Origin of the sequence: Pseudomonas sp. EA_65y_Pfl1_P113 (genome assembly GCF_963970525.1) — a bacterium.
GTDB classification, from domain to species: domain Bacteria; phylum Pseudomonadota; class Gammaproteobacteria; order Pseudomonadales; family Pseudomonadaceae; genus Aquipseudomonas; species Aquipseudomonas tritici.
Map to the genome: position 1 here is coordinate 31,423 of NZ_CAXAQM010000033.1, position 24,384 is coordinate 55,806.

A 24,384-nucleotide genomic window follows, 5' to 3' on the forward strand; every position below is an offset into this window, starting at 1 on the left:
TCAGGAATGGACGCGTACCCAGATGCTGACCAGGACGGTTGCGGCCATCAACCACGCTACCGCCGCTACGGCTAAAGAGGCCTCCAACCGCATCCGATCCACCACCACATACAACGTCGCCAAATACACAAAATACGGAATGATCGACCACATTCCGAACAGGATGGTGGTCTTCAAATCGTCCACCGAGCGGCCCTTGCCGACGATGTAATGCGCGATCAACGCAAAGGTCGGAAACAGCGGTACCAACCCTGCGATGTAATAGTTCTTGGTCTTGGCCAGCGCCGCCAGGATCAGCACCACCGCCGCGCCCAGGGCGGCTTTCAAGAATAGATCCATCAGTGGCTCAACCCGTACTTTTTAACTTTATCGAACAAGGTGGTCTTGGCCATCCCCAATTCCTGGCTGGCCTGGGTCAGGTTGCCGCCACTGCGTTGCAAGGCATCGTTGAGCAGGTTGCGTTCGAAGGCCTCCACCGCCTCGGTAAAGGCCAGGCCATGGTTGCCGCCGCTGGCGCCGCTTTTCTTGAAGGCGGGCAGGCCCAGGGCGAAGCGTTCGGCGACGTTGCGCAGTTCGCGCACGTTGCCGGGCCAGTCGTGGCTCATCAGGTTCGACAGGGTCTGGTTGTCCAATTCCGGCACGGCCCGGTCGAAGCGCAAGGATGATTGCTGCAGGAAATGTTCGAACAGCTGCAGGATGTCTTCGCGGCGTTCGCGCAGCGGCGGCAGTTCAAGGGTCACCACGTTGAGGCGGTAGTACAGGTCGCTGCGGAACTGACTGGCACGGCTCAATTCGTCGAGGTCGGACTTGGTGGCGGCTATCACCCGGCAATCCACTGCCACGCTCTGGTTCGAACCCAAGCGTTCCAGGGTGCGTTCCTGCAGCACCCGTAGCAGTTTGATCTGCAGGTTGATCGGCATGCTTTCCACTTCATCAAGGAACAACGTGCCTTCGTGGGCGTGCTCGATCTTGCCGATGCGGCGCTTGCCGGCGCCGGTAAAGGCGTTGGCTTCGTGGCCGAAAATCTCGCTTTCGAAGAGGTTCTCCGGCAAGCCGCCGCAGTTCAACGCGACGAACTGGTGCGAATGGCGCCGGCTGAAATCGTGCAGGCAGCGCGCGACCAGTTCCTTGCCGGTGCCGGTCTCGCCTTCGATCAGCACGTTGGCCGAGGTGTCGGCGACGTTGGCGATCAGCTCGCGCAGGTTCTGCATGGCGGGCGAGCGGCCAATGATGCGGCCCTCGAGGGCGTCGCGCTCGGCCAGCTGACGGCGCAACGACCAGACTTCCCGCGCCAGCCCGCGCTGCTCCAGGGCGCGACGGGCGACGTCCACCAGGCGTTCGGGGGAGAAGGGTTTTTCCATGAAATCGTAGGCGCCGTTGCGCATCGCGCCGACCGCCATGGAGATATCGCCATGCCCGGTAATCAGCACCACCGGCAGGCTTTTATCCAGGGCCTTGAGGCGGGTGAGCAGCTCCAGGCCATCAATGCCCGGCAAGCGGATGTCACTGATCACAATGCCCGCGAAGTTCTCGCCGATGCGCTTCAAGGCTTCTTCGGCACTGCCCACGCCGACGCTGTGGATGTCTTCCAGTGCCAGGGCTTGCTGGCAGCCGAGCAGTACATGGGGGTCGTCTTCGACGATCAGCACGGTGAGGTCGTCTTTAGGGACTGTAGCGTCTGTATTCATGTCGACTCAGCTTTTTGAGCACCCGCCAGCGGCAGGCTCAGGACAAAGGTCGTTCCACCACTGGCCGGATGCTCCACGGCAAGGTTGCCGCCAGTGGCCGCCGCGAGGCTGGCGGAAAGCGTCAGGCCCAAGCCCAGGCCTTGCTCGCCGGGTTTGGTGGTGAAGAACGGTTCGAACAAATGTTTGCGCGCCTCGGCGTCGATGCCGTGGCCGTTGTCGCGTACGTGCAGGCGATATTTGCCCTCGCTGCTGCTGCCGTCCAGCCACAGCTCGGGGGCAGGTTGGGCCTGCATGGCGTCGAGGGCATTGCCGATCAGGTTGACCAGGATCTGCTCCAGGCGCGTCTGGTCGATTTGCAGTTGGGCGGGGACAAAGTCACGGTGCACGCTCAGCGACAGGTCGTCCAGGCGCGCGCCCAGTACCTGGAACGCGGCGTCCACGGCTTTGGCGAGGTTGGCTTCGCCCTGGTCATCGCCGCGCCGGGCGAAGGAGCGCAGGCTGGCGGTGATGCGGCCCATGCGGTCGATCAGTTCATTAATGGTCTTGAGGTTGGCGCTGGCGGTGTCGAGGGCGCCGCGCTCGAGGAAACGCACCGTGTTGCCGGACAAGGTGCGCAAGGCGGCCAGGGGCTGGTTCAGTTCGTGGGCGATGCTGGTGGACATCTGGCCGATAGCCGCCAGTTTGCCGGCCTGCACCAGTTCATCCTGGGCGCGGCGCAGGGTTTCTTCGGCCTGGCGGCGTTCGCGGATCTGGCCCTTGAGCCGTTCGTTGCTGGCGCGCAGGTCGGCGGTGCGTTCGGCAATCCGACGCTCCAGCTGGCTGTTGGCTTCCTGCAGGGCTTCCCGCGCGGCGAGGCGGGTGGCGATGACTTTGCGCCGCTCATTCCAGGCAATCAGCAAAAACGCCACCAGGCCAAACGCGACCGCCACCAGGATGCCCTGGTTGATGGCGGCGCGACGCAGGTCGTTGAGCGGGGTAAGCAGGGTGAAATTCCAGGGTGTGTCATTAAGCGGACGGGTTTGCGCCAGGTAGCTGACTTCGCGCTGGTCGTTCACCACTTCGTTGTTGGCTGGGAACGTCAGTTTCTCGGTGGCTTCATTGAGGCGCTCGCGGGCCAGGGGTTCCAGCTCGTTCAATGTCGCCCAGTAATACTGCAGGCTGTGGGCCAGGCGATCCTTGGTGTCATCGCTCAGCGGGCGCACGGCCTTGAGGCGGCGGGCCGGGTCGCTGGAAAGGATAATGATGCCGTTCTCATCGCTGACGAAGGCCTCGAGGCGCGCGCGTTGCCAGCGTTCCTCCAGGGCTTCGAGGCGCACTTTGACCACGGCGACGCCGATGATTTTGCCGTGTTCTTCCAGGCCGTGGGCCAGGTAGTAGCCAGGTTCGCCGTTGGTGCTGCCGATGCCATAGAACCGCCCGGGCTGACCACGCACGGCGTTCTGGAAGTAGGCACGAAAGGACAGGTCTTCACCCTGGTAACTGTCGGCATCGCGCCAGTTACTGGTGGCCAGCACGCGGCCGGTGGTGTCCATCACGTAGATGGCCCGACTGCGACTGCGTCGGTTCAGGCCTTCGAGGTAGTCGTTGACGGTCTTGCGGGTTTCCTGGGTTGGGTCGGCCAGCAGTTTGGAGACGCTGGACTCCAGTTCCAGAAGGCTGGGCAGGTAGGTGTATTTGCTTAGTTCGCTTTCGACGGTGCGGGCATGCAACTCCAGTTGGCGTTCGCCGGTATCGCTGAGGGTGCGGATGCCGTAGTACTCACTGATCCAGAAGCCGATATAACCCAGGCTGATCATCAGGGCGATGATCAACGGCGGCAGGAACAGTTGGCGTATCAGGCGTGGTTTCACGGCAAGTGATGGCGGTGCGGCGCGAAATTGGTTGGGGTCGCATTTCATCACAGATGCCTTGGGTCAACCAGCGCTTGCCTGCCTGTACGGTCCATTGTGGGAGCGGGCTTGCTCCCATAATGGATCCGGTTTCTACAGTGAAAGCGCTGTAATGCTTAGTGCTGCAGGATTTTCTCAAGGAATTGCTGCGCGCGTTCGGAGCGGGCGCTGATGTCGCCGAAGAATTCTTCTTTCGGGCAGTCTTCGATGATCTTGCCGGCGTCCATGAAGATTACGCGGTCGGCCACTTTGCGGGCGAAGCCCATTTCGTGGGTCACGCACATCATGGTCATGCCTTCGTGGGCCAGTTGCACCATCACGTCCAGTACTTCGTTGACCATTTCCGGGTCGAGGGCTGAGGTGGGTTCGTCGAACAGCATCACGATCGGGTCCATGGCCAAGGCGCGGGCAATAGCCACACGTTGTTGCTGGCCGCCGGAAAGCTGACCCGGGTGCTTGTGGGCGTGCGCCGACAGGCCCACACGCTCAAGCAATTGCAGGCCCTTCTTGGTGGCTTCTTCCTTGCTGCGACCCAGCACCTTGATCTGCGCGATGGTCAGGTTCTCGGTGATGGTCAGGTGCGGGAACAGTTCGAAGTGCTGGAACACCATGCCCACGCGTGAACGCAGTTTTGGCAGGTTGGTTTTCGGGTCGGCGATGGAGGTGCCGTCGACCACGATGTCGCCCTTCTGGAACGGTTCCAGCGCGTTGACGCACTTGATGAGGGTGGACTTGCCCGAGCCGGACGGCCCGCACACCACGATCACTTCGCCTTTTTTGACATCAGTGCTGCAATCGGTCAGCACCTGGAAGTCGCCATACCACTTGTTGATGTTCTTGATCGAGATCATACGGCAAACCTTTTTTGCAGACGCTTGACCAGCAGCGAGGCGGAAAAGCTGATGATGAAGTAGACGACACCGGCAAAGATCAGGAACTCATTGGAGCGGCCGATGATGTCGCCGTTAGAGCGGGCGGAGTTGAGGAAGTCCACCAGGCCCACGGTGTAGACCAGCGAGGTGTCCTGGAACAGGATGATCGACTGTTGCAGCAGCAACGGGGTCATCTTGCGGAACGCCTGGGGCAGGATGATCAGGCGCATGGTCTGGCCATAGCTCATGCCCATTGCCTGTGCCGCCGCCATCTGGCCCTTGGGGATCGACTGCACGCCGGCTCGCACGATTTCGCAGAAGTACGCGGCTTCGAACATCATGAAGGCCACGACGCAGGAGGCGAACGCGCCGATTGGGGTGTCTTCGCCGGTGATCCAGCGCAGCACGAACGGCACCGCCAGGTAGAACCAGGTGATCACCAGCAGCAGCGGGATCGAGCGGAAGTAGTTCACATAAGCGCCGGCGAGGCGCGACAGCAGTTTGCTGGACGACAGGCGCATCAGCGCCAGGACCGTACCCAGTGCGATACCGCCGACCACGCCCATGACCATCAACTGCAAGGTCATGACCATGCCGTTCCACAGGCCCGGGATGGCGGGGATGATGCCGCTGAAATCGAAGTCCATTATTTACCCCCCACGGAGATCAGGCCGGGCACCGCGACTTTCTTCTCGACCATGCGCATCAGCAGCATCAGGCTCATGTTCAGGGTGAAGTAGATCAGCGTGGCCAGGGTGAAGGCCTCAAACAGGTTGGCCGAGAACTCGGCGGTCTGCTTGGTTTGTGCCAGCAGTTCCATCAGGCCGATCAAGGACGCCACGGAGGAGTTCTTGAAGACGTTGAGGAATTCCGAGGTGAGCGGCGGAATGATGATCCGGTAGGCTTGGGGCAGCAGCACGTTCCAGTAGATCTGCGGCAGCTTGAAACCCATGGCACGTGCAGCTGATTCCTGGCCACGCGGAAGTGCCTGAATACCGGTACGTACTTGCTCACACACTCGGGCGGCGGTGAACAGGCCCAGGCATACGACGACGCTCAGGTAAGCCGAAGTGGTCGGGTTGAGGTCTTGTTTGTACCAGTCTTGCAGGTTCTGCGGCAGCAGGTCGGGTATCAGGAAATACCAGATGAATAGCTGAACCAGCAGCGGCACGTTACGGAACAGTTCCACATAGCAGGTCGCAATGCCCGCTACGAGACGGTTCGGCACGGTGCGCATGACGCCCAGAATGGACCCCAGCAGTAAGGCGATAATCCATGCCACGACAGCGATGGCGATGGTCCAGCCCAAGCCGGCGATGTACCAGTCGAGATAAGTCTCGCTGCCCACGCCGGTGGACTTGAAGAACACGCTCCAGTCCCAGTTGTAATTCATTAGGGTCTCCCCCGAAATCGATCGATGTACAAGCACCCGCTTGGGGAAGATCCTTTCCCGCCTGACGGTGAACGCCAGGCACACACGATCGGCTCGAAAACCGCCAGGTCGAGTGTTCCAATTTATTGCCAGCAGGTAGTAACAGACGCCTGAGGGAGGGTTGGCTCCCTCAGGACATAAGCTTAGTCAGGTATTAGATTTTTACGTCAGGCGCTGGCTTGTCGCTTGGGTTAGCGATCAGCTCCTTAACCTTGTCGCTCATCGGGAAGTTCAGGTTCAGGCCTTTTGGTGGGATCGGGCTCTCGAACCACTTGCTGTAGATCTTGTTGATCTCGCCGGATTTGTACAGGGCGACGATGGCGTCATCGACAGCCTTTTTGAAGGCCGGGTCGTCTTTACGCACCATGCAGGCATAGGCTTCAAAGGACTGTGGAGTACCGGTGATGACCCAGTCGTCCGGCTTCTTGGCCTTGGCTTCTTCACCGGCCAGCAGGGCGTCGTCCATCATGAAGGCAACGGCACGGCCGCTTTCCAGCATCTGGAAGGATTCGCCGTGGTCTTTGGCGGAGATGATGTTCATGCCCATTTGCTTGTCAGCGTTCATCGATTTGATGATGCGCTCGGACGTGGTGCCAGCGGTGGTCACGACGTTCTTGCCTTTCAGGTCAGCAAAGTCGGCGTAGCTCGGCTTGCCATCCTTGTCTTTCTTGACGAGCAGACGGGTGCCGATTTCGAAAATGTTGACGGTGAAATCAACTTGTTGGGCGCGTTCGGCATTGTTGGTGGTGGAGCCGCACTCGAGGTCCGCGGTGCCGTTCTGGATCAGCGGAATACGGGTTTGCGAAGTGACCAGGTTGTACTTGGCCTTCAGGTCGGGTTTGTTCAGGTCTTTTTTCAGTTGCTCTACGACGGCCAACTGAATGTCGTGGGAGTAGCCCACTGGTTTGCCCGAACCATCCGCGATGTAGGAAAACGGAATGGAGCTGTCGCGGTGAGCGAGAGTGATGGTGCCGGAGTCGTTGATCTTTTTCAGCGTGCCGGTGAGTTCGGCGGCGAAAACTGGAGTGCTGATCAGAGCAGCAGCGATAGCTGCGCCCAGAATATGGGGAACGATGCGCATCAATACTTCCTCGACATTTGTTTTTTTTATGAAGCCGGCTAAACGGCTCTCTTGTACAGCGAATGCCCGTGACGGCTCCTGAGGCGTCTCAGGCAATCGTCCAAGAGTGTAGAGCATGAGTCGTGCCAGACCAGCGTTAAAAGCTTAAAGCTTTGATTTTTATGAAAATTAACTTTATGTGTCGGAAAAAATCTTAGTTCTGGATCCGGCAAACCGAATAGGGTTGGCTGTCGCGTTCGGAAAACCGAATGCAAAACAAAGCCCCTGGACCTCACGGTGCAGGGGCTTTGTTCGTTATTGGCAGTCAGGCCGCTTCAATCTTGCTGCGGTTCTGCTCGACCTTGGACAGATAACGCTGCACGTTCTCCTGTTCTTGCGCAGTGGTGAACAGGCCCAGCTTGGTACGACGCCACAGTATGTCTTGAGCCTGGGTCACCCATTCTTCAGCACACAGGTAATCGACTTCTCGGGTATACAGGCCGCCACCCAGGTGCTCGCCCAGGTCAGCCATCGATTGCACGCCTTCCAGCAAGCGCCATGTGCGGCTGCCATAAGTAGTGGACCAACGGCGGGCGATTTCACTCGGCACCCAGTCGAATTTGCTGCGAATGGCTTCGGCCAAGGCTTCTGGCGTGGTCATGTCCTCGCCGCCAGGCAGGCTGGCCTTGGCGGTCCAGCTTGGGCGCATCTGGGTGAAATACGGCGCCAGTTGCGCCATCGCCGATTCGGCGAGCTTGCGATAGGTGGTCAGCTTACCGCCAAACACCGACAGGATCGGTGCCTCGCCCGTGCCGCCGGACAGCGCCAGCGTGTAGTCGCGGGTAATGGCCGACGGGTTGTCCGACTCGTCGTTGCACAGTGGGCGAACGCCAGAGTAAGTATGGAGGATGTCGTCGCGGCTCAGTTGCTTCTTGAAGTGTGCGTTGACCACCTGGAGCATGTAGTCGGTTTCACCTTCGGTGATCGCAACTGCAGCCGGGTCGCCCGTGTATTCGCGGTCGGTGGTGCCGATGATGGTCAGGTGGTTCAGGTACGGAATGGTGAAAACGATGCGCTGGTCTTCGTTCTGCAGGATGTGCGCGTGGGCACCTTCGTAGAGTTTCGGCACGATCAGGTGGCTGCCCTGGATCAAACGGATGCCGTAGGGCGAATCCAGTTTCAAGTCATCCTTGATGAACTTGGCCACCCATGGGCCAGCGGCGTTGACCAGTGCGCGGGCACGGATCGAGAACAGGCTGCCATCGGCGCGTTCCATGTTCATTTCCCACAGGCCCTTGCTGCGATGGGCGCTGACGCACCGGGTCTGGGTATGGATGTGCGCGCCTTTTTCGCGGGCGGCCATGGCGTTTAGGACGACAAGGCGGGCGTCATCGACCCAGCAATCGGAGTACTCGAAGCCTTTGGTAATTTCGCTTTTCAGTGGGCTGTCCGGGCCGAACTTGAGGCTTTTCGAGCCGGCGAGCTTTTCGCGCTTGCCGAGATTGTCGTACAGGAACAGGCCGGCACGGATCATCCATGCCGGACGCAGGTGCGGGCGGTGCGGCAACACGAAACGCATCTGCTTGACGATGTGCGGGGCCTTGGCCAGCAGCACTTCGCGTTCGGCCAACGCTTCGCGCACCAGGCGGAACTCGTAATGTTCAAGGTAGCGCAGGCCACCGTGGATCAGCTTGCTGCTAGCGGAAGAGGTGTGGCTGGCCAGATCATCCTTTTCACAAAGGAAAACCGACAAACCGCGACCGGCTGCGTCTGCTGCAATGCCGACGCCATTGATTCCGCCGCCTATAACGGCAACGTCATAGACTTCGGCAAGCGGTGGAGCAGGCAAGGTAGAAGGGTTCATCGGCTGGCCTCGCGATCTTTTCGTATTGGAATTCGAACATTAATGTTCATTTGCGAAAATAGTAGCGGATAAACGCGCGCGCAGCCACCTGACTTCGATTGAAAAAACTCATCGAAGGGCGGGTAAAGGAAAATTTGTGAACATAACCGCTGATAGTTCCCACGCGGAGCGTGGGAACGAGAACCTAGACGACTTCCAACTGAACCTTATGCTCATTCAACAACTGCACCAGCGCCGGCACCGGCTGCTGATCGGTCACCAGACAATCCACCAGACTGATCGGCCCCAGGCGAATCATGGCGTTGCGCCCGAATTTGCTGGAGTCGGCCGCCAGGATGACCTTGCGCGCATTGGCGATAATTGCCTGGGAAACCCGCACTTCCTGGTAGTCAAAGTCGAGCAAGCTGCCATCTTCATCGATACCGCTGATACCCACCAAGGCAAAGTCGACCTTGAACTGGTTGATGAAGTCGACACTCGCCTGGCCCACCACGCCGCCGTCACGGCGCACATTACCGCCCGTCAACAGCACGTCGAAGTCGTCCTTGGCGCTGAGCATGGTGGCGACGTTGAGGTTGTTGGTGATGATTTTCAGGTGGTTGTGGTTGAGCAGCGCACGGGCGATGGATTCGGTAGTGGTGCCGATATTGATGAACAGCGAGGCGTGATCGGGGATTTGCGCCGCGATGGCTTCGCCGATGCGCTGTTTCTCGTCGCGCATCTGGTCGGCACGCATGGCGTACGCGGTGTTTTCGACACTGGAATCGTAGGCCGCGCCGCCGTGGTAGCGGCGCAGCAGATTGGCGTCCGCCAGTTGGTTGATATCGCGGCGGATGGTTTGCGGGGTGACAACGAATAGCTGCGCCATTTCCTCGATGCTGACATAGCCGCGTTCGCGGACCAGTTCGAGGATTTGTTGTTGGCGGGGAGGCAGATTCATGGGGCGTCCTTTGGGCTGCCATACAAAAGTGGCCCATGATGACGCAGGAATCCGCTCCCTGCCAGTTACAACCCTATATGGATCCGGCGCTTGGCTTATTCAGCGCCTTCGTGCGGTTCCCAGTCGCGGGTACGGCTTACCGCTTTTTGCCAGCCGGCGTAGAGCTTCTCCTTGGCGACTTCGTCCAACTGGGGTTCGAATTCGCGTTCGATCACCGCCTTGCCGCGCAATTCATCCAGGCTGCCCCAGAAGCCGCAGGCCAGGCCTGCCAGGTACGCGGCGCCCAATGCGGTGGTCTCGCGCATTTGCGGGCGCTCGACCTGGGTGCCGAGGATATCGGCCTGGAACTGCATCAGGAAGTTGTTGGCGACCGCGCCGCCGTCCACACGCAAGGCTTTGAGGCGTTCGCCCGAGTCTTGTTGCATGGCGTCAAGTACGTCGCGGGTCTGGTAGGCAATCGACTCCAGGGCCGCACGAATGATGTGATCCACGCGTACGCCGCGGGTCAGGCCAAACAGGGCGCCGCGGGCATACGGGTCCCAGTACGGCGCGCCCAGGCCGGTGAACGCCGGGACCAGGTACACGCCGTTGCTGTCCTTGACCTTGCTGGCGAAGTATTCGGTGTCGGTGGCATCGGCAATAATCTTCAGCTCGTCACGCAGCCATTGCACGGTGGAGCCGCCGTTGAACACGGCGCCTTCCAGGGCGTAGGCCACTTCGCCACGCGGGCCGCAGGCGATGGTGGTAAGCATGCCGTGCTGGGATTTCACCGCTTTGTCGCCGGTGTTCATCAGCAGGAAGCAGCCAGTGCCGTAGGTGTTCTTGGCCTGGCCTGCTTCAACGCACATCTGACCGAACAGTGCAGCCTGCTGGTCGCCGGCGATACCGCCGATAGCGATGCCGCTTTTGGTGCGGCCGTAGATTTCCGACGACGACTTCACTTCCGGCAGCATTTCGCGCGGCACGTCGAGGATCTCCAGCATCTTCGCATCCCACTCAAGGGTGTGGATGTTGAAAAGCATGGTGCGCGAGGCGTTGGTGTAGTCGGTGACGTGGGTTTTGCCGCCGGTAAATTTCCAGATCAGCCAGCTGTCGATGGTACCGAACAGCAGCTCGCCGTTGCGCGCACGCTCGCGGCTGCCTTCGACATTGTCGAGGATCCACTTGAGCTTGGTGCCGGAGAAGTACGGGTCGGTGACCAGGCCGGTGGCGTCATTAATGTATTGCTCATGGCCGTCGCGCTTGAGTTGCTGGCAAATCTCGGTGCTGCGGCGGCATTGCCAGACGATGGCGTTGTAGATTGGGCGACCGGTGACTTTGTCCCACACCACGGTGGTTTCACGCTGGTTGGTGATGCCGATGGCGGCGACCTGATCATGGTGCAGGCCGGCCTGGGCCAGGGCCTCGACCATCACCGCGCTCTGGGTGGCGAAGATTTCCATCGGGTCATGCTCGACCCAGCCCGGCTGTGGGTAGTGCTGAGTGAACTCACGCTGGGCGGTGCAGACCACGTTGGCGTCACGATCAAAGATGATCGCGCGGGAGCTGGTGGTGCCCTGGTCAAGGGCGATGATGTAGTTCTTATTCTGAATATCGGTCATGTCGAATGCCTTGGGAAATAAGAAAGTCGGTAGTCAGCCTGGCTGCAAAAGAGCAGGAGCGGCCAGGCTGGCGTGATCAGGAAATACGGGTTTTGCCGTTGACAGCCGTGTCAGGTGTTTCTTCAGCTATAGCAGGTGCGGCGCTTGGCAGGTGACGGGCAATCAGCCCGCGATACGCTGCAGCACCTAGGCATGCGCCAACAATCGGCGCGAAAATCGGTACCAGGAAGTAAGGAATATCGCGGCCACCGGTAAAGGCCATTTCACCCCAGCCGGCGAAAAAGGTCATCAGCTTGGGCCCGAAATCCCGCGCCGGGTTCATCGCGAAGCCGGTCAGCGGGCCCATGGCACTGCCCATCACGGCGATCAGCAGGCCGATCAGCAGCGGGGCCAGCGGGCCGCGTGGCAGGCCGTTGTTGTCATCGGTGAGGGCCATGATCACGCCCATCAGGATCGCGGTGATGACCATTTCCACCAGGAAGGCCTGGGCGGTGCTCAGTAGCGCATGGGGGTAGGTGGAAAACACCGACGCCAGTTCCAGGCTGGCTTGCGTGCCACGGACCATATGGTGGGTTTGTTCGTAATCGAAAAACAGGTTGCTGTAGAGGGTGTACACCAAGGCGGCCGAGCAGAAGGCGCCGGCGATCTGGGCGAGGATATAGAAGGGCAGTTTACGTTTGTCGAAGTCGGCGAAAATGCACAGGGCAATACTGACGGCGGGGTTCAGGTGCGCCCCGGAAATGCCGGCGCTCAGGTAGATCGCCATACTGACGCCCACCCCCCAGATGATACTGATCTCCCACAAGCCAAAGCTGGCACCCGCGACCTTGAGCGCAGCGACACATCCCGTACCGAAGAAGATAAGAAGCGCAGTCCCCAGGAACTCGGCCATACATTGGCTCGAAAGTGAAGGCTGTTGAAGAGCAGTTGTCATGGAAAACCTCAGTTGTTGTTCTTGTCTGGCGCACAACCTCAACGGGTTATTGCGCGATTTTCACCGTGGCAAGGATCCCCATCCCGGACACGGCTTACTGCTTGAATACTGCGGAGCTATTCCTACAGTATTCGGAAACGAAAAAATATAGACAAGAATGACCGCTGTCAAAGGTCGAAAGTGAACGGTCAGTCACTTTCAAACTATTGGTCTGGTGAATGATCACGCTTGTCATCTTGCGTGTGTACCTTAAAAGTGGGCGTACTAGAGCCTTTTGCGTGGGCTTGGCCTAGAATCGGCCATCTGTTTGCAATGCCCGGAGACACCATGACGCCTGCATTGGATTTGTTGAAAAAAGTTCGCGCCGAACATCGTATCCACAGTTACGAACATGACCCCAAGGCGGCTTCGTATGGGCTGGAGGCCGCGGAGAAGTTGGGCCTCGACCCGGCGCAGGTGTTCAAGACCTTGCTGGCGAGCAGTGAGAAAGGCGAATTGTTGGTGGCGGTGGTGCCGGTCGTCGGAAGTCTCGACCTGAAAGGGCTGGCGCACGCTGCCGGGGTGAAAAAAGTCGAAATGGCCGACCCGGCAGCGGCGCAGCGCTCTACGGGTTACTTGTTAGGCGGCATCAGCCCGCTGGGGCAGAAGAAGCGGTTGCGCACGTTTATCGATGTGACGGCGCAGCCGTTCGCGACCATTTTTGTGAGCGCGGGTAGAAGGGGGCTGGAAGTGGAATTGCCAGCGGCGGTGCTGGCTGAGCATACCCAGGCTAAATTCGCGCCGATTGGCCGAGCCTGAATCTATTTTGCAGCGCCTGAAGTCAAGCCGGTTTCGTCAGTTATTCAGTGCGCAGGGCTGTAGCGGCGTACGCCGGATTCGACTTTAGGGATTTGCGCCGCCGTACTCCCTGACGCCTGAAATAACACCAGATGCTCAGCCGCAACCCGAATCCCCACATCCGCTCCCACCTGATGGTCGGCGTGGCTGGGGAAAATCGACTCCAATTGCGCGCCCGTCGGAAGTTGCAGGCGGTACAAGGTAGACGCCCCCAGGAACGTCTTGCCGACGATCTGCGCTTTCAGCGCGCTGTCTGGCGCGTAGACGATGTCATCCGGGCGCAGCAGCACATCCACCGCACCACCGGTAGGCCAGGTGTAGGCGCGGTTGCCGCGTAGCTCGCCGAGTTCGGTGCTCACGGATTCCGGCGAACTTAACTGGCCACGAATGAAGTAACCCTGGCCGATAAAGCTGGCGACATATGGTGTCTGCGGTTCGTGATAGAGGTTGTAGGGCGTGTCCCACTGCTCAAGGCGGCCCTCCTTGAAAACACCGACCTGGTCGCTGACCGCGAAGGCTTCTTCCTGATCATGGGTCACCAGAATCGCACTGGTGCCGCGTGCCTTGAGGATATCCCGCACCTCGTGGCTGAGCTTGCGTCGCAACTCGCCATCCAGGTTGGAGAAGGGTTCGTCCAGCAATAACAATGCCGGCTCCGGCGCCAAAGCACGGGCGAGAGCGACGCGTTGTTGCTGGCCGCCGGAAAGCTCATGAGGAAAGCGCTTGCCCAGGTTTTTCAGGTTCACCAGTTCCAGCAACTCAGCGACCACGCGGTCTTGTTGCGGGTGCTTGCGAATGCCGAAGGCGATGTTGTCAGCCACGCTGAGGTGAGGAAACAGTGCGTAGTCCTGGAACACCATGCCGATGCGGCGTTTCTCCGGCGCCAGAGTGAACCCGGCACTGGAGATCACTTCGCCCGCCAGGCTGATTTCACCCTCGTGCACCGGCTCAAACCCGGCAATGGCGCGCAACGTTGTGGTCTTGCCGCAGCCCGAAGAGCCTAACAGGCAACCGATATCGCCGGCATTCAGGTGCAGGTTGAGGTTCTGCACCACCCGTTGATCTTGATAGCCGCATGCCAGATTGCGTAGGTTCAGCAGTAATGGCTGGCTCATGCGTGGTGGTACGACGGCGGGACGAGGAACTCGAGCAGGGCTTTTTGCGCATGCAGGCGGTTCTCGGCCTGGTCCCAGGCGACCGAGCGCGGATCGTCAAGCAGGTCAAGGCTGATTTCTTCGCCACGGTGCGCCGGCAGGCAGTGCATGAACAACACGTCGGGCGCGGCCAGGTCGAGCAGGGCGCGGTTCACTTGATACGGGGCGAACTGGGCCAGGCGCTTGGTGGTTTCGTCTTCCTGGCCCATGGAGGTCCAGACGTCGGTGCTCACCAGGTGCGCGCCGATCACCGCGTCACGCGGGTCGCGAACCAGGGTCACGCGGTCACCGGCCTGCGCCAGGAAGCGCGCATCAGGTTCATAGCCTTCCGGGCAGGCAACGCGCAATTGGAAGTCGAATTGGATCGCCGCTTCTATATAACTGTTGCACATGTTGTTGCCGTCGCCGATCCACGCCACGGTCTTGCCCTGAATCGAGCCACGGTGTTCGAGAAAGGTTTGCATGTCGGCCAGCAACTGGCACGGGTGCAGGTCATCGGACAGGCCGTTGATCACCGGTACGCGGGAGTTGGCGGAAAATTCGGTCACGGTACTGTGGGCAAAGGTACGGATCATCACGGCGTCGAGCATGCTCGACATCACCTTCGCGCTGTCGGCGACCGGCTCGCCACGCCCTAATTGGGTGTCGCGCGAGGACAAGAAGATGGCCTGGCCACCCAGTTGAATCATGCCGGCTTCGAAAGACACGCGGGTGCGGGTTGATGACTTCTCGAAAATCATCCCGAGCACGCGGTTTTTCAAAGGCTCGAACAGTACGCCGCGGTTACGCAGGTCTTTAAGCTCAATGCCTCGACGGATCACGCTGACCAGCTCTTCGGGCGTGCAATCCATCAGGGAGAGAAAGTGCCTTGCGCTCATCATTAACTACCTTTTTGCAACAGACCGCAGATACTCAAAGCCTTGTTTATTGTGACAACGGGCGAGACCTGCGGCGAAAGCCGCACGGGGCGACGAAATAGGGGAAGGCGCGATCTTATAATTAAATGTCGCGTCTTACCAATAGGGCTACGGTTTTAAAGGGCGTTCAAGCAGGGCGCCAAGGCGCTTTTGAAGATGAATTCCAGACAGCAGCGGGCCATTTGTACACTGGCGTAGCAACCTTTTGCAATGCGCGGGGGCGGCTGCAGGCCAGGCTGTGTCGGTTTCAGGGCGAGCGTGTGAGGTTTCTGAAACATTTGCTCATGCTTAGCCATGGCCTGGCCTGATGCTTGTCGATTCACGAGGCGAACGTTGGTGGCGCGCTTGCCGGTCGCGGCCCATAGTTGGACCAAAGCCCTTATAAGAGACTGGCGATGACCAAGACTCTCCACCACCGTGCCTGCCATCTGTGTGAAGCCATCTGCGGCCTGACGCTGGAAACCACCCGAGCCGACGACGGCAACTTGGTGATCACCTCGATCAAGGGCGATGCCCAGGACAGTTTCAGTCGTGGGCATATCTGCCCCAAGGCCGTAGCGCTGCAGGATATCCAGAATGATCCTGACCGCCTGCACCAGCCCATGTTGCGGGTAGGTAGCGAATGGCAGCCGATCGCGTGGGACGAGGCTTTCGCGCTCGTAGCCGAACGGCTGGCGGGCATTCAGGCGCGTCACGGGCAGAATGCGGTGGCGGTGTATCAGGGCAACCCCAGCGTGCACAACTATGGGCTGATGACCCACAGCAACTACTTCCTCGGCCTGTTGAAGACGCGTAATCGGTTTTCCGCGACCTCGGTCGACCAACTGCCCCATCACCTCACCAGCTATCTCATGTACGGCCACGGCCTGTTGCTGCCGATCCCGGACATTGATCACACCGACTTCATGCTGATCCTGGGCGGCAACCCACTGGCGTCCAATGGCAGCATCATGACGGTGCCCGACGTGGAAAAGCGCCTCAAGGCGATCCAGGCGCGGGGCGGTAAAGTGGTGGTGGTCGACCCACGGCGCAGCGAGACGGCGGCGATGGCTGATCAGCATCTGTTTGTGCGCCCAGGCGGTGATGCGGCGCTGTTGTTCGGGGTGCTCAACACCTTGTTTACCGAGAACCTGACCCGCGACAGCCATTTGCCGGTTGAAGGCCTGGAGGATGTACGCCGCGTGATCGCCGGGTTTACCGCCGAGGCCATGAGTCGTCAGTGTGCGGTGCCTGCCGAGCAGATCCGCCAACTGGCACGGGACTTTGCCGCAGCGGATAAAGCGGTGTGCTACGGGCGCATGGGCGTATCAACCCAGGCGTTCGGCACGCTGTGCCACTGGCTGGTGCAACTGATCAACCTGGTGACTGGCAATCTCGACCGTGTGGGTGGCGCCTTGTGCACGACGCCCGCAGTGGATCTGGTGGCGTCGACCGGTGGCGGGCATTTCAATCGCTGGCAGAGCCGGGTTTCCGGGCGTCCGGAGTACGGTGGCGAGTTGCCGGTGTCGGCCCTGGCGGAAGAAATGCTCACTGAAGGCGAAGGACAAATCCGCGCGTTAGTGACAGTGGCCGGTAATCCGGTGTTGTCGACCCCTAATGGGCGGCAATTGGAGCAAGCCTTGGAAGGCTTGGAGTTCATGGTCAGCGTCGACCTCTATATCAACGAGACCACGCGGTATGCCGATTTGATTCTGCCGTCCACGTCAGCGTTGGAAAACGATCACTACGACACGACCTTCAATATGTTTGCGGTGCGTAACGTCACCCGTTTCAACCAGGCGATCTTGCCCAAACCCGAGGGTGCGCTGCATGACTGGGAAATCTTCGTCGGGCTGGCCAAGGCCTTTGCGGCTCAGACCGGTGCCACACTCAAGCCGACGATGCCGCCGGCGCAGATGATCGATTTCGGGCTGCGCGCGGGCGCGTACGGTGATGGCTCCAGCCACAAATTATCGGTGGCGATGCTGGCCGACCATCCCCATGGCGTGGACCTTGGGCCGCTTCAGCCCAACCTTGCCGCGCGTCTGAAAACCGTTGATGGCAAGGTGCAGGCGGCGCCGGCAGTTATCCTCGCCGACCTGGTGCGGTTTGCCGCGCAGCCGGGTCCTGTGGTCGACGAACTGTTGCTGATCGGCCGTCGCCATGTGCGCAGCAATAATTCCTGGATGCATAACTATCACCGGCTGGTGAAGGGCAAGCCGCGTCATCAATTGCTGATGCATCCTGACGACCTGGCCAGCCGGCGTTTACTGGATGGCCAGCGGGTGCGGGTGAGTTCTAGGATTGGCATGATCGAGGTGGAAGTTGTCTCCAGCCTGGACATGATGCCTGGTGTCGTCAGCCTGCCCCACGGCTGGGGCCATGGTCGCCCGGGCGTCCAGATGGGCATCGCCAGCGCGCAACCCGGAGCGAGCGCGAATGACCTGACCGACGAACGGCAATTGGACGAGTTGTCGGGCAATGCCGCGCTCAATGGCGTTCCGGTCCAGGTAGCAGCCGCCTGAGCACCGCGCTGGAATTTTGCGTTACAATGCGCCACCGTGCCGACCTGTGAGTCGCAAAGTTCCAGCCGAGGTGTTCCATGGATATCATCGAAACGATCAAAGAGCAGATTGCTGCCAACACCATTCTGCTTTACATGAAGGGCGCGCCAAACGCTCCTCAGTGCGGTTTCTCCGCGAAGGCGTCGCAGGCCATCATGGCGTGTGGCGAGAAATTCGCTTACGTGGATATCCTGCAAAACCCTGAAATCCGCGCCAACCTGCCGAAGTACGCCAACTGGCCTACGTTCCCACAACTGTGGGTCGCCGGTGAGCTGGTCGGCGGTAGCGATATCATCACTGAAATGGCCGCAGACGGTTCGTTGCAGGCGCTGATCAAAGAGGCAGCGGTGAACGCCGCGGCCAAGGCTGACGCCTGATCTGCAGGAGCCGGCTTGCCGGCGATTGGCCCCACAGCCTGGCGTCGTACTTTCGGACGCTATCGCTGGCAAGCAGCTCCTGCAATCTGCCGTTCAATAAAAAGCCCCGCTTCTCGTAAGAGAGCGGGGCTTTTTTGTACCTGTTACCTGAGGGTTATTCACCCATCTGCGATTGCAGGTAGTTTTCCAGGCTGACTTTGTCGATCAGGCCCAGTTGGGTTTCCAGCCAGTCGATATGTTCTTCCTGGTCTTCCAGGATATCTTCCAGCAGTTCACGGCTACCGTAGTCGCCGGTCAGTTCGCAGTGAGCAATGGCGGCCTTGAGGTCGCTGTGGCTCTTGCGCTCAAAACCAAGGTCGCTGCTGATCATTTCCTGGGTGTGTTCGCCGATGTTCAGCTTGCCCAGGTCCTGCACGTTCGGCAGGCCTTCCAGGAACAGGATGCGTTTGATCAGCGCGTCAGCGTCCTTCATGGCCTTGATCGATTCTTTGTATTCACGCTTGCCCAGCTTTTCCAGGCCCCAATCGTCGTACATACGCGCATGCAGAAAATACTGATTGATCGCGACCAGTTCATTGGCAAGGATTTTGTTGAGTTGCTGGATGACTGAGATGTCGCCTTTCATGACTGGGGTCCTGCCCTGTAATAGCTGTATATAGAGCGGAGTTTGAGCGGCGCAATCCCTAGTGTCAAACCTAAGTTATTGAATAATAAATGAAAATTAATCGGAATAAGAATGTTTGTGTTCCGCGTCTTGGCGCTAACTAATTGAATTCCGGGCATAAAAAAACCGAACACTAAGTCCGGTTCTTTAAAACACGCCAAATCAGGCGTGTGTAAATTCTGCTGAATAGGGGAGCGCGGCCTGGGCTGTCTGCAGCTGCGTCAGGGTTTCCCGTACCACTTGCTTGGCGAGGCAAGCACATTTGCCACACTGGCTGGCCACACCGGTGGTTTCACGTACTTCCTTGTAGCTGCAGCAACCTTCGTAGATTGCTTCGCGGATTTTTCCGTCGGTGACGCCAGTACAGAGGCACACATACATAAGGGAGAACCATCGCGGGTTAAGGCTTAAGTGCGATGGATCTTAATGTTAACGAGAATGATTGTCAAAGTAGATTCGTCGGTTATTTGCTGGCATCGCGCCCGCACTGACGAACGGTTTTTTCAGTGTATGATGGCCGGTCTTCACGAAGCGTGACTGCGTCACAGGGCTGTCGCTTATAAACGGCAGACTCAGGGCCGGTCCTTTTACTTCAATCGTCACCCTTACATCAGGAGATACCCAATGAGCGTACTCGTCGGCAAACAAGCCCCGGATTTCGACGTTCCAGCCGTTCTCGGCAATGGCGAAATCGTTGACAGCTTCAAACTGTCTGAAGCCATCAAAGGCAAATATGGCCTGGTATTCTTCTACCCGCTGGACTTCACCTTCGTCTGCCCTTCGGAGCTGATTGCTCTGGACCACCGCATGGACGACTTCAAGGCGCGCAACGTTGAAGTGGTAGCCGTTTCCATCGACTCCCATTTCACCCACAACGCCTGGCGCAACACCGCCATCAACGATGGCGGCATCGGCAAAGTCAAATACACCATGGCTGCCGACATGAAGCACGACATCGCCAAGGCCTACGACGTTGAGTCCGAAGGCGGCGTAGCGTTCCGTGGCGCATTCCTGATCGATGACAAGGGCGTTGTTCGTTCCCAGATCATCAACGACCTGCCACTGGGCCGTAACATGGAAGAGCTGATCCGCCTGGTCGACGCACTGCAATTCCACGAAGAGCATGGCGAAGTCTGCCCTGCCAACTGGAAAAAAGGCGACAAAGGCATGAATGCTTCGCCAGAAGGCGTTGCGGCTTACCTGACCGAGAACGCTGGCAAGCTGTAAGCCAGTTTCACGGTGAAAAAAACCGGCCTGAGAAGGCCGGTTTTTTTATACGCGGGAAACGGCTGTAGTGAGATTTCAGTCGTTGAAGTCTTCCCAGCCGCCCATCTGCTTCCAGCGGTTGACGATGCCGCAGAACAGTTCGGCGGTTTTCTCGGTGTCGTAGCGGGCCGAATGGGCCTCACGACCGTCAAAGTCGATACCGGCTGCCTGGCAGGCTTTTGCCAACACCGTCTGGCCATAAGCCAGGCCGGCGAGGGTCGCGGTGTCAAAGCTGGAGAACGGGTGGAACGGGTTGCGCTTCATGTCCAACCGCGTCACGGCGGCGTTCAGGAAGCCCAGGTCGAAGCTACTGTTATGGCCGACCAGAATCGCGCGCTTGCAGCCATTGGCCTTCAACGCCTTGCGCACGCCGCGGAAGATATCGGTCAGCGCCGCTTCTTCACTCACCGCCATGCGCAGTGGGTGATCGAGCTTGATCCCGGTGAACTCCAGGGCGGCCGCTTCGATGTTGGCACCTTCGAACGGCTCGACACGGAAGAAGTGGGTGTGTTCCGCGAACACAAAACCCTGTTCATCCATGCCGATGGTGGTCGCGGCGATTTCCAGCAGCGCGTCGGTGGCGCAATTGAAACCACCGGTTTCTACGTCGATGACTACTGGCAGATAACCGCGAAACCGCTCGGCCATCGGGTGACGGGAACCGCCACCACTGTGCTCATGTTCGTCGTCGTAATGGTCTTCACTCACTTGCTTTCCTCCAGCAGGCGCCAGCGCAGTGTTTCACCGGCGCGCAGCGGGATAACAGTCAGCTCGCCAAACGGCAGGCTGGCAGGGACGGTCCAGTCTTCACGAACCAGGGTAATGCGGTCGGTATTTACCGGCAGGCCGTAGAAGCGCGGGCCGTTGAGGCTGGCGAACGCTTCGAGCTTGTCCAGCGCGTTGCGCTGTTCGAACGCCTCGGCGTACAGCTCGATGGCAGCGTATGCGGTGTAGCAACCGGCACAGCCGCACGCCGCTTCTTTGGCGTGCTGGGCGTGTGGGGCGGAATCGGTGCCGAGGAAGAACTTCGGGTTGCCGCTGGTCGCAGCATCCAGCAAGGCCACCTGGTGGGTGTTGCGCTTGAGGATCGGCAGGCAATAGAAGTGCGGCCGAATCCCGCCCACCAACATGTGGTTGCGGTTGTACAGCAGGTGATGCGCAGTGATGGTCGCGCCGACGTTGCCCGAGGCCTCGGTGACGAACTGCACAGCATCGGCGGTGGTGATGTGCTCGAACACGACCTTCAGGGTCGGGAACAGCTCGACCACACGGCGCATGTGTTCGTCGATGAAGATCTTCTCGCGGTCGAACACGTCCACGTCGCCACGGGTGACTTCACCGTGGATCAACAGCGGCATGCCGACTTCGGCCATGGCTTCGATGGCTGGCAGGATCTTGTCGATACTGGTCACGCCGGAGTCGGAGTTGGTGGTCGCGCCCGCCGGGTACAGCTTGGCGGCGTGCACGAAACCGCTGGCCTTGGCCTCGAGAATTTCTTCGGGCTGGGTGCGGTCGGTGAGATAAAGCACCATCAACGGTTCGAAGCGACTGCCGGCCGGCCGTGCAGCGAGGATTCGCTGTCGATAGGCATCGGCTTGCTCGGCGTTACGCACCGGAGGTACCAGGTTAGGCATGATGATGGCGCGGCCAAAGGTACGCGCTACATCGGCCACGGTGTGGGGTAACGCAGCACCATCGCGAAGATGAATATGCCAGTCGTCGGGACGCAGCAGGGTCAGGCGGTCGGACATTGGGGATTCCAGGCGGGTCAATCTGGTGGGAATGCTACCGGAAAAGACTCTTGCAGGCACTCGCTATCAAGTTTTGCAGGAGGCAACCGATAGCCTTTCGTATGCCTTATCGATGTATGACGCTTTGAAGTGTTGTAGAAACCAGTGGAGCCTCCCGTGCGCCAGCATTATCTAGCCCTGCTCAGTGTGTTCGCCAGCCTGCCTGCGATGGCCCTCACGTTCCAGACACGTCTGGAGAATATTGAGTGGAAGGTAGAAGGGGACCAGTTCGAGTGCCGCCTGACCCAGCCGATCACCGACTTCGGTTCGGGTGAGTTCGTGCGCCGGGCTGGCGAGCAGGCGACGTTTCGTCTCAAAGCCTATAACGGCTCGCTGGGTGGGGGCTCGGCCACGTTGCTGGCCGCCGCCGCCCCTTGGCAGCCGGGGCGAGGTGATATCAACCTCGGCGCCGTGCGTGCCGGCAGTGGCGACGTGTTGTTCAACAGCTCCCAGGCCCAGGCTGGGCGCTTGTTCAATGGCTTGCTGGAAGGGCGTAGCCCGACCGTTCGCCATTACGGACGTGAAGGCGGCTACTCGGAAATCCGCCTGTTGCCGGTCAAATTCAACAAGGCTTACAACGACTACCAGGTGTGTACTACCAAGCTGTTGCCGATGAATTACGATCAGGTCAAACAGACCGAAGTCGGATTCCCAGGTGGCGGCATTGAGCTGGACGCGGCGGCCAAGAAGAAACTCGACGTGATTCTCGCGTTCCTGAAAGCCGACCCCACCGTCAACCACATAGAGCTCAATGGCCATTCGGACAATAGTGGCAACCGCCTGACCAACCGTGATGTCTCGCGCCGCCGCGCCTTGGCGGTGATGGACTACTTCAAGGCCAATGGCATCCAGGAATCCCAGGTCACCCTGCGCTTTCATGGCGAAAGCTACCCGCTGGCGCCCAATACCAATGCGGCTAACCGGGCGCGCAACCGTCGGGTCAATATCCAGCTGGAGCGCGTGGCAGCCCCCGAGAAACCGGCGCCCCAGGCAGCCGGCCCGAGCAACCCTGCGCACACGTCATGAAGTGGCGGCATAAGGTGCGACCATCGGTCGCTCGCTCGACATAATCTGTCGCTTTATCTTCATTTGCTGTCGCGCCCCTGTAAATTCACGGTTTTGATCGGTAGAATCGATGCCTTTCCGTACAACCCCGTGGAGTGATGGCATGGCCGACGTAAACAAGGTCGTTCTCGCGTATTCCGGCGGCCTGGACACTTCGGTGATCCTCAAGTGGCTGCAGGATACTTATAACTGTGAAGTGGTGACCTTCACCGCTGACCTGGGTCAGGGCGAAGAGGTCGAACCTGCACGTGCCAAGGCGCAAGCCATGGGCGTGAAAGAGATCTACATTGATGACCTGCGCGAAGAATTCGTCCGCGATTTCGTTTTCCCGATGTTTCGCGCCAACACTGTCTACGAAGGCGAGTACCTGCTGGGTACTTCCATCGCACGTCCGCTGATCGCCAAGCGCCTGATCGAAATCGCCAACGAAACCGGCGCCGACGCCATTTCCCATGGTGCTACCGGCAAGGGCAACGACCAGGTGCGTTTCGAACTGGGCGCCTATGCGCTCAAGCCTGGCGTGAAAGTGATTGCTCCTTGGCGTGAATGGGACCTGCTGTCCCGTGAAAAGCTGATGGATTACGCTGAAAAGCACGCGATCCCGATCGAGCGTCATGGCAAGAAGAAGTCCCCGTACTCGATGGACGCCAACTTGCTGCACATCTCCTATGAAGGCGGCGTGCTGGAAGACACTTGGACCGAACACGAAGAAGACATGTGGAAATGGACCGTCTCCCCAGAGAACGCTCCTGACAAAGCCCAATACCTGGAACTGACCTACCGCAACGGCGACATCGTCGCGCTGGACGGCGTCGAAATGACCCCGGCCACCGTACTGGCGACCCTGAACCGTATCGGTGGCGAACACGGCATCGGCCGTCTCGACATCGTCGAGAACCGCTACGTGGGCATGAAGTCCCGTGGCTGCTACGAAACCCCGGGTGGCACCATCATGCTGCGTGCCCACCGCGCCATCGAGTCCATCACCCTGGACCGCGAAGTGGCTCACCTCAAAGACGAGTTGATGCCCAAGTACGCCAGCCTGATCTACACCGGCTACTGGTGGAGCCCTGAGCGTCTGCTGCTGCAACAAATGATCGACGCTTCCCAGGCCCATGTGAACGGCGTTGTGCGCCTGAAGCTGTACAAGGGCAATGTGATTGTGACCGGTCGCAAGTCCGATGACTCGCTGTTCGACGCCAACATCGCCACTTTCGAAGAAGACGGCGGCGCCTACAACCAAGCGGACGCAGCAGGCTTTATCAAGTTGAATGCATTGCGCATGCGCATTGCGGCCAACAAAGGTCGCTCGTTGTTCTAAGTTTGCGTGCGCTGTGAAGAATGGCCCCTTGTACAAGGGGCCATTTTTTTGGTTCTTCACGGATTGCCGGGAAAGACGCTCTTGATCTTCATGAAGAAGAACTCGCTGTCCCGGTAACCGTACGCCATTCGTTTGATGACCTTTATTCGATTGTTTATTCCTTCCAACTG

At 59.3% G+C, this 24,384-nt stretch carries 24 protein-coding genes; 6 read left to right on the forward strand and 18 right to left on the reverse strand.

The features are described from left to right. From AACY52_RS23035 to AACY52_RS23085, 11 genes are all read right to left on the reverse strand, one after another. Nucleotides 1-339, reverse strand: a complete 339-nt coding sequence (locus AACY52_RS23035; RefSeq protein ID WP_339417835.1) for a GlpM family protein — start codon at nucleotides 337-339, stop codon at nucleotides 1-3. Further along, nucleotides 339-1,688 (reverse strand): sigma-54 dependent transcriptional regulator, encoded by a 1,350-nt coding sequence (locus AACY52_RS23040; RefSeq protein ID WP_339417837.1) that lies wholly within the window; start codon nucleotides 1,686-1,688, stop codon nucleotides 339-341. The genes AACY52_RS23035 and AACY52_RS23040 overlap by 1 nt, the downstream gene beginning before the upstream one ends. Then, nucleotides 1,685-3,586, reverse strand: a complete 1,902-nt coding sequence (locus AACY52_RS23045; protein WP_339417838.1) for a sensor histidine kinase — start codon at nucleotides 3,584-3,586, stop codon at nucleotides 1,685-1,687. Before AACY52_RS23045 ends, AACY52_RS23040 begins: the two co-directional genes overlap by 4 nt. Nucleotides 3,587-3,693: 107 nt before the next feature. Further along, nucleotides 3,694-4,428 (reverse strand): amino acid ABC transporter ATP-binding protein, encoded by a 735-nt coding sequence (locus AACY52_RS23050; RefSeq protein WP_339417839.1) that lies wholly within the window; start codon nucleotides 4,426-4,428, stop codon nucleotides 3,694-3,696. Continuing rightward, complete coding sequence (locus AACY52_RS23055) at nucleotides 4,425-5,096, reverse strand: ABC transporter permease subunit (RefSeq protein WP_339417840.1); 672 nt, start codon at nucleotides 5,094-5,096, stop codon at nucleotides 4,425-4,427. Before AACY52_RS23055 ends, AACY52_RS23050 begins: the two co-directional genes overlap by 4 nt. Beyond that, nucleotides 5,096-5,842 (reverse strand): amino acid ABC transporter permease, encoded by a 747-nt coding sequence (locus AACY52_RS23060; protein WP_065872525.1) that lies wholly within the window; start codon nucleotides 5,840-5,842, stop codon nucleotides 5,096-5,098. The genes AACY52_RS23055 and AACY52_RS23060 overlap by 1 nt, the downstream gene beginning before the upstream one ends. A 193-nt stretch (nucleotides 5,843-6,035) precedes the next feature. Next, entirely contained in the window at nucleotides 6,036-6,962 is a 927-nt protein-coding gene (locus AACY52_RS23065) for a glutamate/aspartate ABC transporter substrate-binding protein (protein ID WP_339417842.1), read from the reverse strand. A gap of 304 nt (nucleotides 6,963-7,266) precedes the next feature. Then, nucleotides 7,267-8,805: a glycerol-3-phosphate dehydrogenase gene (glpD, locus tag AACY52_RS23070; RefSeq protein WP_339427112.1), complete on the reverse strand. Its 1,539-nt coding sequence runs from the start codon at nucleotides 8,803-8,805 to the stop codon at nucleotides 7,267-7,269. 184 nt (nucleotides 8,806-8,989) lie between these two features. Next, a complete protein-coding gene (locus AACY52_RS23075) occupies nucleotides 8,990-9,745 on the reverse strand; it encodes a DeoR/GlpR family transcriptional regulator (RefSeq protein ID WP_339417845.1) in 756 nt (251 codons plus the stop codon). Nucleotides 9,746-9,840: 95 nt separating this feature from the next. After that, entirely contained in the window at nucleotides 9,841-11,346 is a 1,506-nt protein-coding gene (gene glpK, locus AACY52_RS23080; RefSeq protein WP_339417846.1) for a glycerol kinase GlpK, read from the reverse strand. A 76-nt stretch (nucleotides 11,347-11,422) separates the two neighbouring features. After that, nucleotides 11,423-12,280, reverse strand: coding sequence for an MIP/aquaporin family protein (locus AACY52_RS23085; protein WP_339560817.1), 858 nt, complete (start codon nucleotides 12,278-12,280; stop codon nucleotides 11,423-11,425). A 327-nt stretch (nucleotides 12,281-12,607) separates the two neighbouring features. Here AACY52_RS23085 and ybaK point away from each other — a divergent pair, with 327 nt between their 5' ends. After that, nucleotides 12,608-13,078 (forward strand): Cys-tRNA(Pro) deacylase, encoded by a 471-nt coding sequence (gene ybaK, locus AACY52_RS23090; protein WP_049709756.1) that lies wholly within the window; start codon nucleotides 12,608-12,610, stop codon nucleotides 13,076-13,078. Nucleotides 13,079-13,122: 44 nt separating this feature from the next. Here the strand turns inward: ybaK and AACY52_RS23095 are convergent, their stop codons facing one another. Both AACY52_RS23095 and argF read right to left on the reverse strand, forming a co-directional pair. Continuing rightward, a complete protein-coding gene (locus AACY52_RS23095; RefSeq protein WP_339417848.1) occupies nucleotides 13,123-14,232 on the reverse strand; it encodes an ABC transporter ATP-binding protein in 1,110 nt (369 codons plus the stop codon). Further along, nucleotides 14,229-15,149 carry an ornithine carbamoyltransferase gene (argF, locus tag AACY52_RS23100; protein ID WP_339417850.1) on the reverse strand — a complete coding sequence of 307 codons (921 nt, stop codon included), beginning with the start codon at nucleotides 15,147-15,149 and terminating at the stop codon, nucleotides 14,229-14,231. Before argF ends, AACY52_RS23095 begins: the two co-directional genes overlap by 4 nt. A 434-nt stretch (nucleotides 15,150-15,583) precedes the next feature. Between argF and AACY52_RS23105 the strand changes: the two genes are divergently transcribed. Both AACY52_RS23105 and grxD read left to right on the forward strand, forming a co-directional pair. After that, the gene (locus tag AACY52_RS23105) at nucleotides 15,584-17,692 is read left to right on the forward strand and encodes a molybdopterin oxidoreductase family protein (protein WP_339437935.1); all 2,109 of its coding nucleotides are present in this window, start codon (nucleotides 15,584-15,586) and stop codon (nucleotides 17,690-17,692) included. 77 nt (nucleotides 17,693-17,769) lie between these two features. Continuing rightward, complete coding sequence (grxD, locus tag AACY52_RS23110; protein WP_339417852.1) at nucleotides 17,770-18,108, forward strand: Grx4 family monothiol glutaredoxin; 339 nt, start codon at nucleotides 17,770-17,772, stop codon at nucleotides 18,106-18,108. A gap of 154 nt (nucleotides 18,109-18,262) precedes the next feature. Here grxD and bfr read toward each other — a convergent pair whose 3' ends face one another. Together bfr and AACY52_RS23120 are read right to left on the reverse strand one after the other, a co-directional pair. Further along, a complete protein-coding gene (bfr, locus tag AACY52_RS23115; RefSeq protein WP_065872518.1) occupies nucleotides 18,263-18,733 on the reverse strand; it encodes a bacterioferritin in 471 nt (156 codons plus the stop codon). 201 nt (nucleotides 18,734-18,934) lie between these two features. Next, the gene (locus tag AACY52_RS23120) at nucleotides 18,935-19,153 is read right to left on the reverse strand and encodes a bacterioferritin-associated ferredoxin (protein WP_339418292.1); all 219 of its coding nucleotides are present in this window, start codon (nucleotides 19,151-19,153) and stop codon (nucleotides 18,935-18,937) included. A 243-nt stretch (nucleotides 19,154-19,396) separates the two neighbouring features. On the opposite strand from AACY52_RS23120, the gene AACY52_RS23125 reads away from it, so the two are divergent. Further along, nucleotides 19,397-19,999 carry a peroxiredoxin gene (locus AACY52_RS23125; protein WP_003172097.1) on the forward strand — a complete coding sequence of 201 codons (603 nt, stop codon included), beginning with the start codon at nucleotides 19,397-19,399 and terminating at the stop codon, nucleotides 19,997-19,999. 75 nt (nucleotides 20,000-20,074) lie between these two features. On the opposite strand, the gene rnt is transcribed toward AACY52_RS23125, so the two are convergent. Together rnt and pyrC are read right to left on the reverse strand one after the other, a co-directional pair. Further along, complete coding sequence (gene rnt, locus AACY52_RS23130; RefSeq protein ID WP_339418291.1) at nucleotides 20,075-20,746, reverse strand: ribonuclease T; 672 nt, start codon at nucleotides 20,744-20,746, stop codon at nucleotides 20,075-20,077. Continuing rightward, complete coding sequence (gene pyrC / locus AACY52_RS23135; RefSeq protein ID WP_339435865.1) at nucleotides 20,743-21,789, reverse strand: dihydroorotase; 1,047 nt, start codon at nucleotides 21,787-21,789, stop codon at nucleotides 20,743-20,745. Before pyrC ends, rnt begins: the two co-directional genes overlap by 4 nt. A gap of 156 nt (nucleotides 21,790-21,945) precedes the next feature. Between pyrC and AACY52_RS23140 the strand changes: the two genes are divergently transcribed. Next, the gene (locus tag AACY52_RS23140; protein ID WP_339418289.1) at nucleotides 21,946-22,854 is read left to right on the forward strand and encodes an OmpA family protein; all 909 of its coding nucleotides are present in this window, start codon (nucleotides 21,946-21,948) and stop codon (nucleotides 22,852-22,854) included. A gap of 142 nt (nucleotides 22,855-22,996) precedes the next feature. Beyond that, complete coding sequence (locus AACY52_RS23145; RefSeq protein ID WP_339418288.1) at nucleotides 22,997-24,214, forward strand: argininosuccinate synthase; 1,218 nt, start codon at nucleotides 22,997-22,999, stop codon at nucleotides 24,212-24,214. 56 nt (nucleotides 24,215-24,270) lie between these two features. On the opposite strand, the gene AACY52_RS23150 is transcribed toward AACY52_RS23145, so the two are convergent. Next, on the reverse strand, nucleotides 24,271-24,384 hold a 114-nt coding region (locus tag AACY52_RS23150), incomplete at its 5' end, for a transposase (protein WP_143497295.1).

Excerpts from the sequence above, each read along its gene's own strand:
- AACY52_RS23035 (WP_339417835.1), bottom strand. The coding sequence starts at position 339 with ATGGATCTATTCTTGAAAGCCGCCCTGGGCGCGGCGGTGGTGCTGATC.
- AACY52_RS23040 (WP_339417837.1), bottom strand. The coding sequence starts at position 1,688 with ATGAATACAGACGCTACAGTCCCTAAAGACGACCTCACCGTGCTGATC.
- AACY52_RS23045 (WP_339417838.1), bottom strand. The coding sequence starts at position 3,586 with ATGAAATGCGACCCCAACCAATTTCGCGCCGCACCGCCATCACTTGCC.
- AACY52_RS23050 (WP_339417839.1), bottom strand. The coding sequence starts at position 4,428 with ATGATCTCGATCAAGAACATCAACAAGTGGTATGGCGACTTCCAGGTG.
- AACY52_RS23055 (WP_339417840.1), bottom strand. The coding sequence starts at position 5,096 with ATGGACTTCGATTTCAGCGGCATCATCCCCGCCATCCCGGGCCTGTGG.
- AACY52_RS23060 (WP_065872525.1), bottom strand. The coding sequence starts at position 5,842 with ATGAATTACAACTGGGACTGGAGCGTGTTCTTCAAGTCCACCGGCGTG.
- AACY52_RS23065 (WP_339417842.1), bottom strand. The coding sequence starts at position 6,962 with ATGCGCATCGTTCCCCATATTCTGGGCGCAGCTATCGCTGCTGCTCTG.
- glpD (WP_339427112.1), bottom strand. The coding sequence starts at position 8,805 with ATGAACCCTTCTACCTTGCCTGCTCCACCGCTTGCCGAAGTCTATGAC.
- AACY52_RS23075 (WP_339417845.1), bottom strand. The coding sequence starts at position 9,745 with ATGAATCTGCCTCCCCGCCAACAACAAATCCTCGAACTGGTCCGCGAA.
- glpK (WP_339417846.1), bottom strand. The coding sequence starts at position 11,346 with ATGACCGATATTCAGAATAAGAACTACATCATCGCCCTTGACCAGGGC.
- AACY52_RS23085 (WP_339560817.1), bottom strand. The coding sequence starts at position 12,280 with ATGACAACTGCTCTTCAACAGCCTTCACTTTCGAGCCAATGTATGGCC.
- ybaK (WP_049709756.1), top strand. The coding sequence starts at position 12,608 with ATGACGCCTGCATTGGATTTGTTGAAAAAAGTTCGCGCCGAACATCGT.
- AACY52_RS23095 (WP_339417848.1), bottom strand. The coding sequence starts at position 14,232 with ATGAGCCAGCCATTACTGCTGAACCTACGCAATCTGGCATGCGGCTAT.
- argF (WP_339417850.1), bottom strand. The coding sequence starts at position 15,149 with ATGAGCGCAAGGCACTTTCTCTCCCTGATGGATTGCACGCCCGAAGAG.
- AACY52_RS23105 (WP_339437935.1), top strand. The coding sequence starts at position 15,584 with ATGACCAAGACTCTCCACCACCGTGCCTGCCATCTGTGTGAAGCCATC.
- grxD (WP_339417852.1), top strand. The coding sequence starts at position 17,770 with ATGGATATCATCGAAACGATCAAAGAGCAGATTGCTGCCAACACCATT.
- bfr (WP_065872518.1), bottom strand. The coding sequence starts at position 18,733 with ATGAAAGGCGACATCTCAGTCATCCAGCAACTCAACAAAATCCTTGCC.
- AACY52_RS23120 (WP_339418292.1), bottom strand. The coding sequence starts at position 19,153 with ATGTATGTGTGCCTCTGTACTGGCGTCACCGACGGAAAAATCCGCGAA.
- AACY52_RS23125 (WP_003172097.1), top strand. The coding sequence starts at position 19,397 with ATGAGCGTACTCGTCGGCAAACAAGCCCCGGATTTCGACGTTCCAGCC.
- pyrC (WP_339435865.1), bottom strand. The coding sequence starts at position 21,789 with ATGTCCGACCGCCTGACCCTGCTGCGTCCCGACGACTGGCATATTCAT.
- AACY52_RS23145 (WP_339418288.1), top strand. The coding sequence starts at position 22,997 with ATGGCCGACGTAAACAAGGTCGTTCTCGCGTATTCCGGCGGCCTGGAC.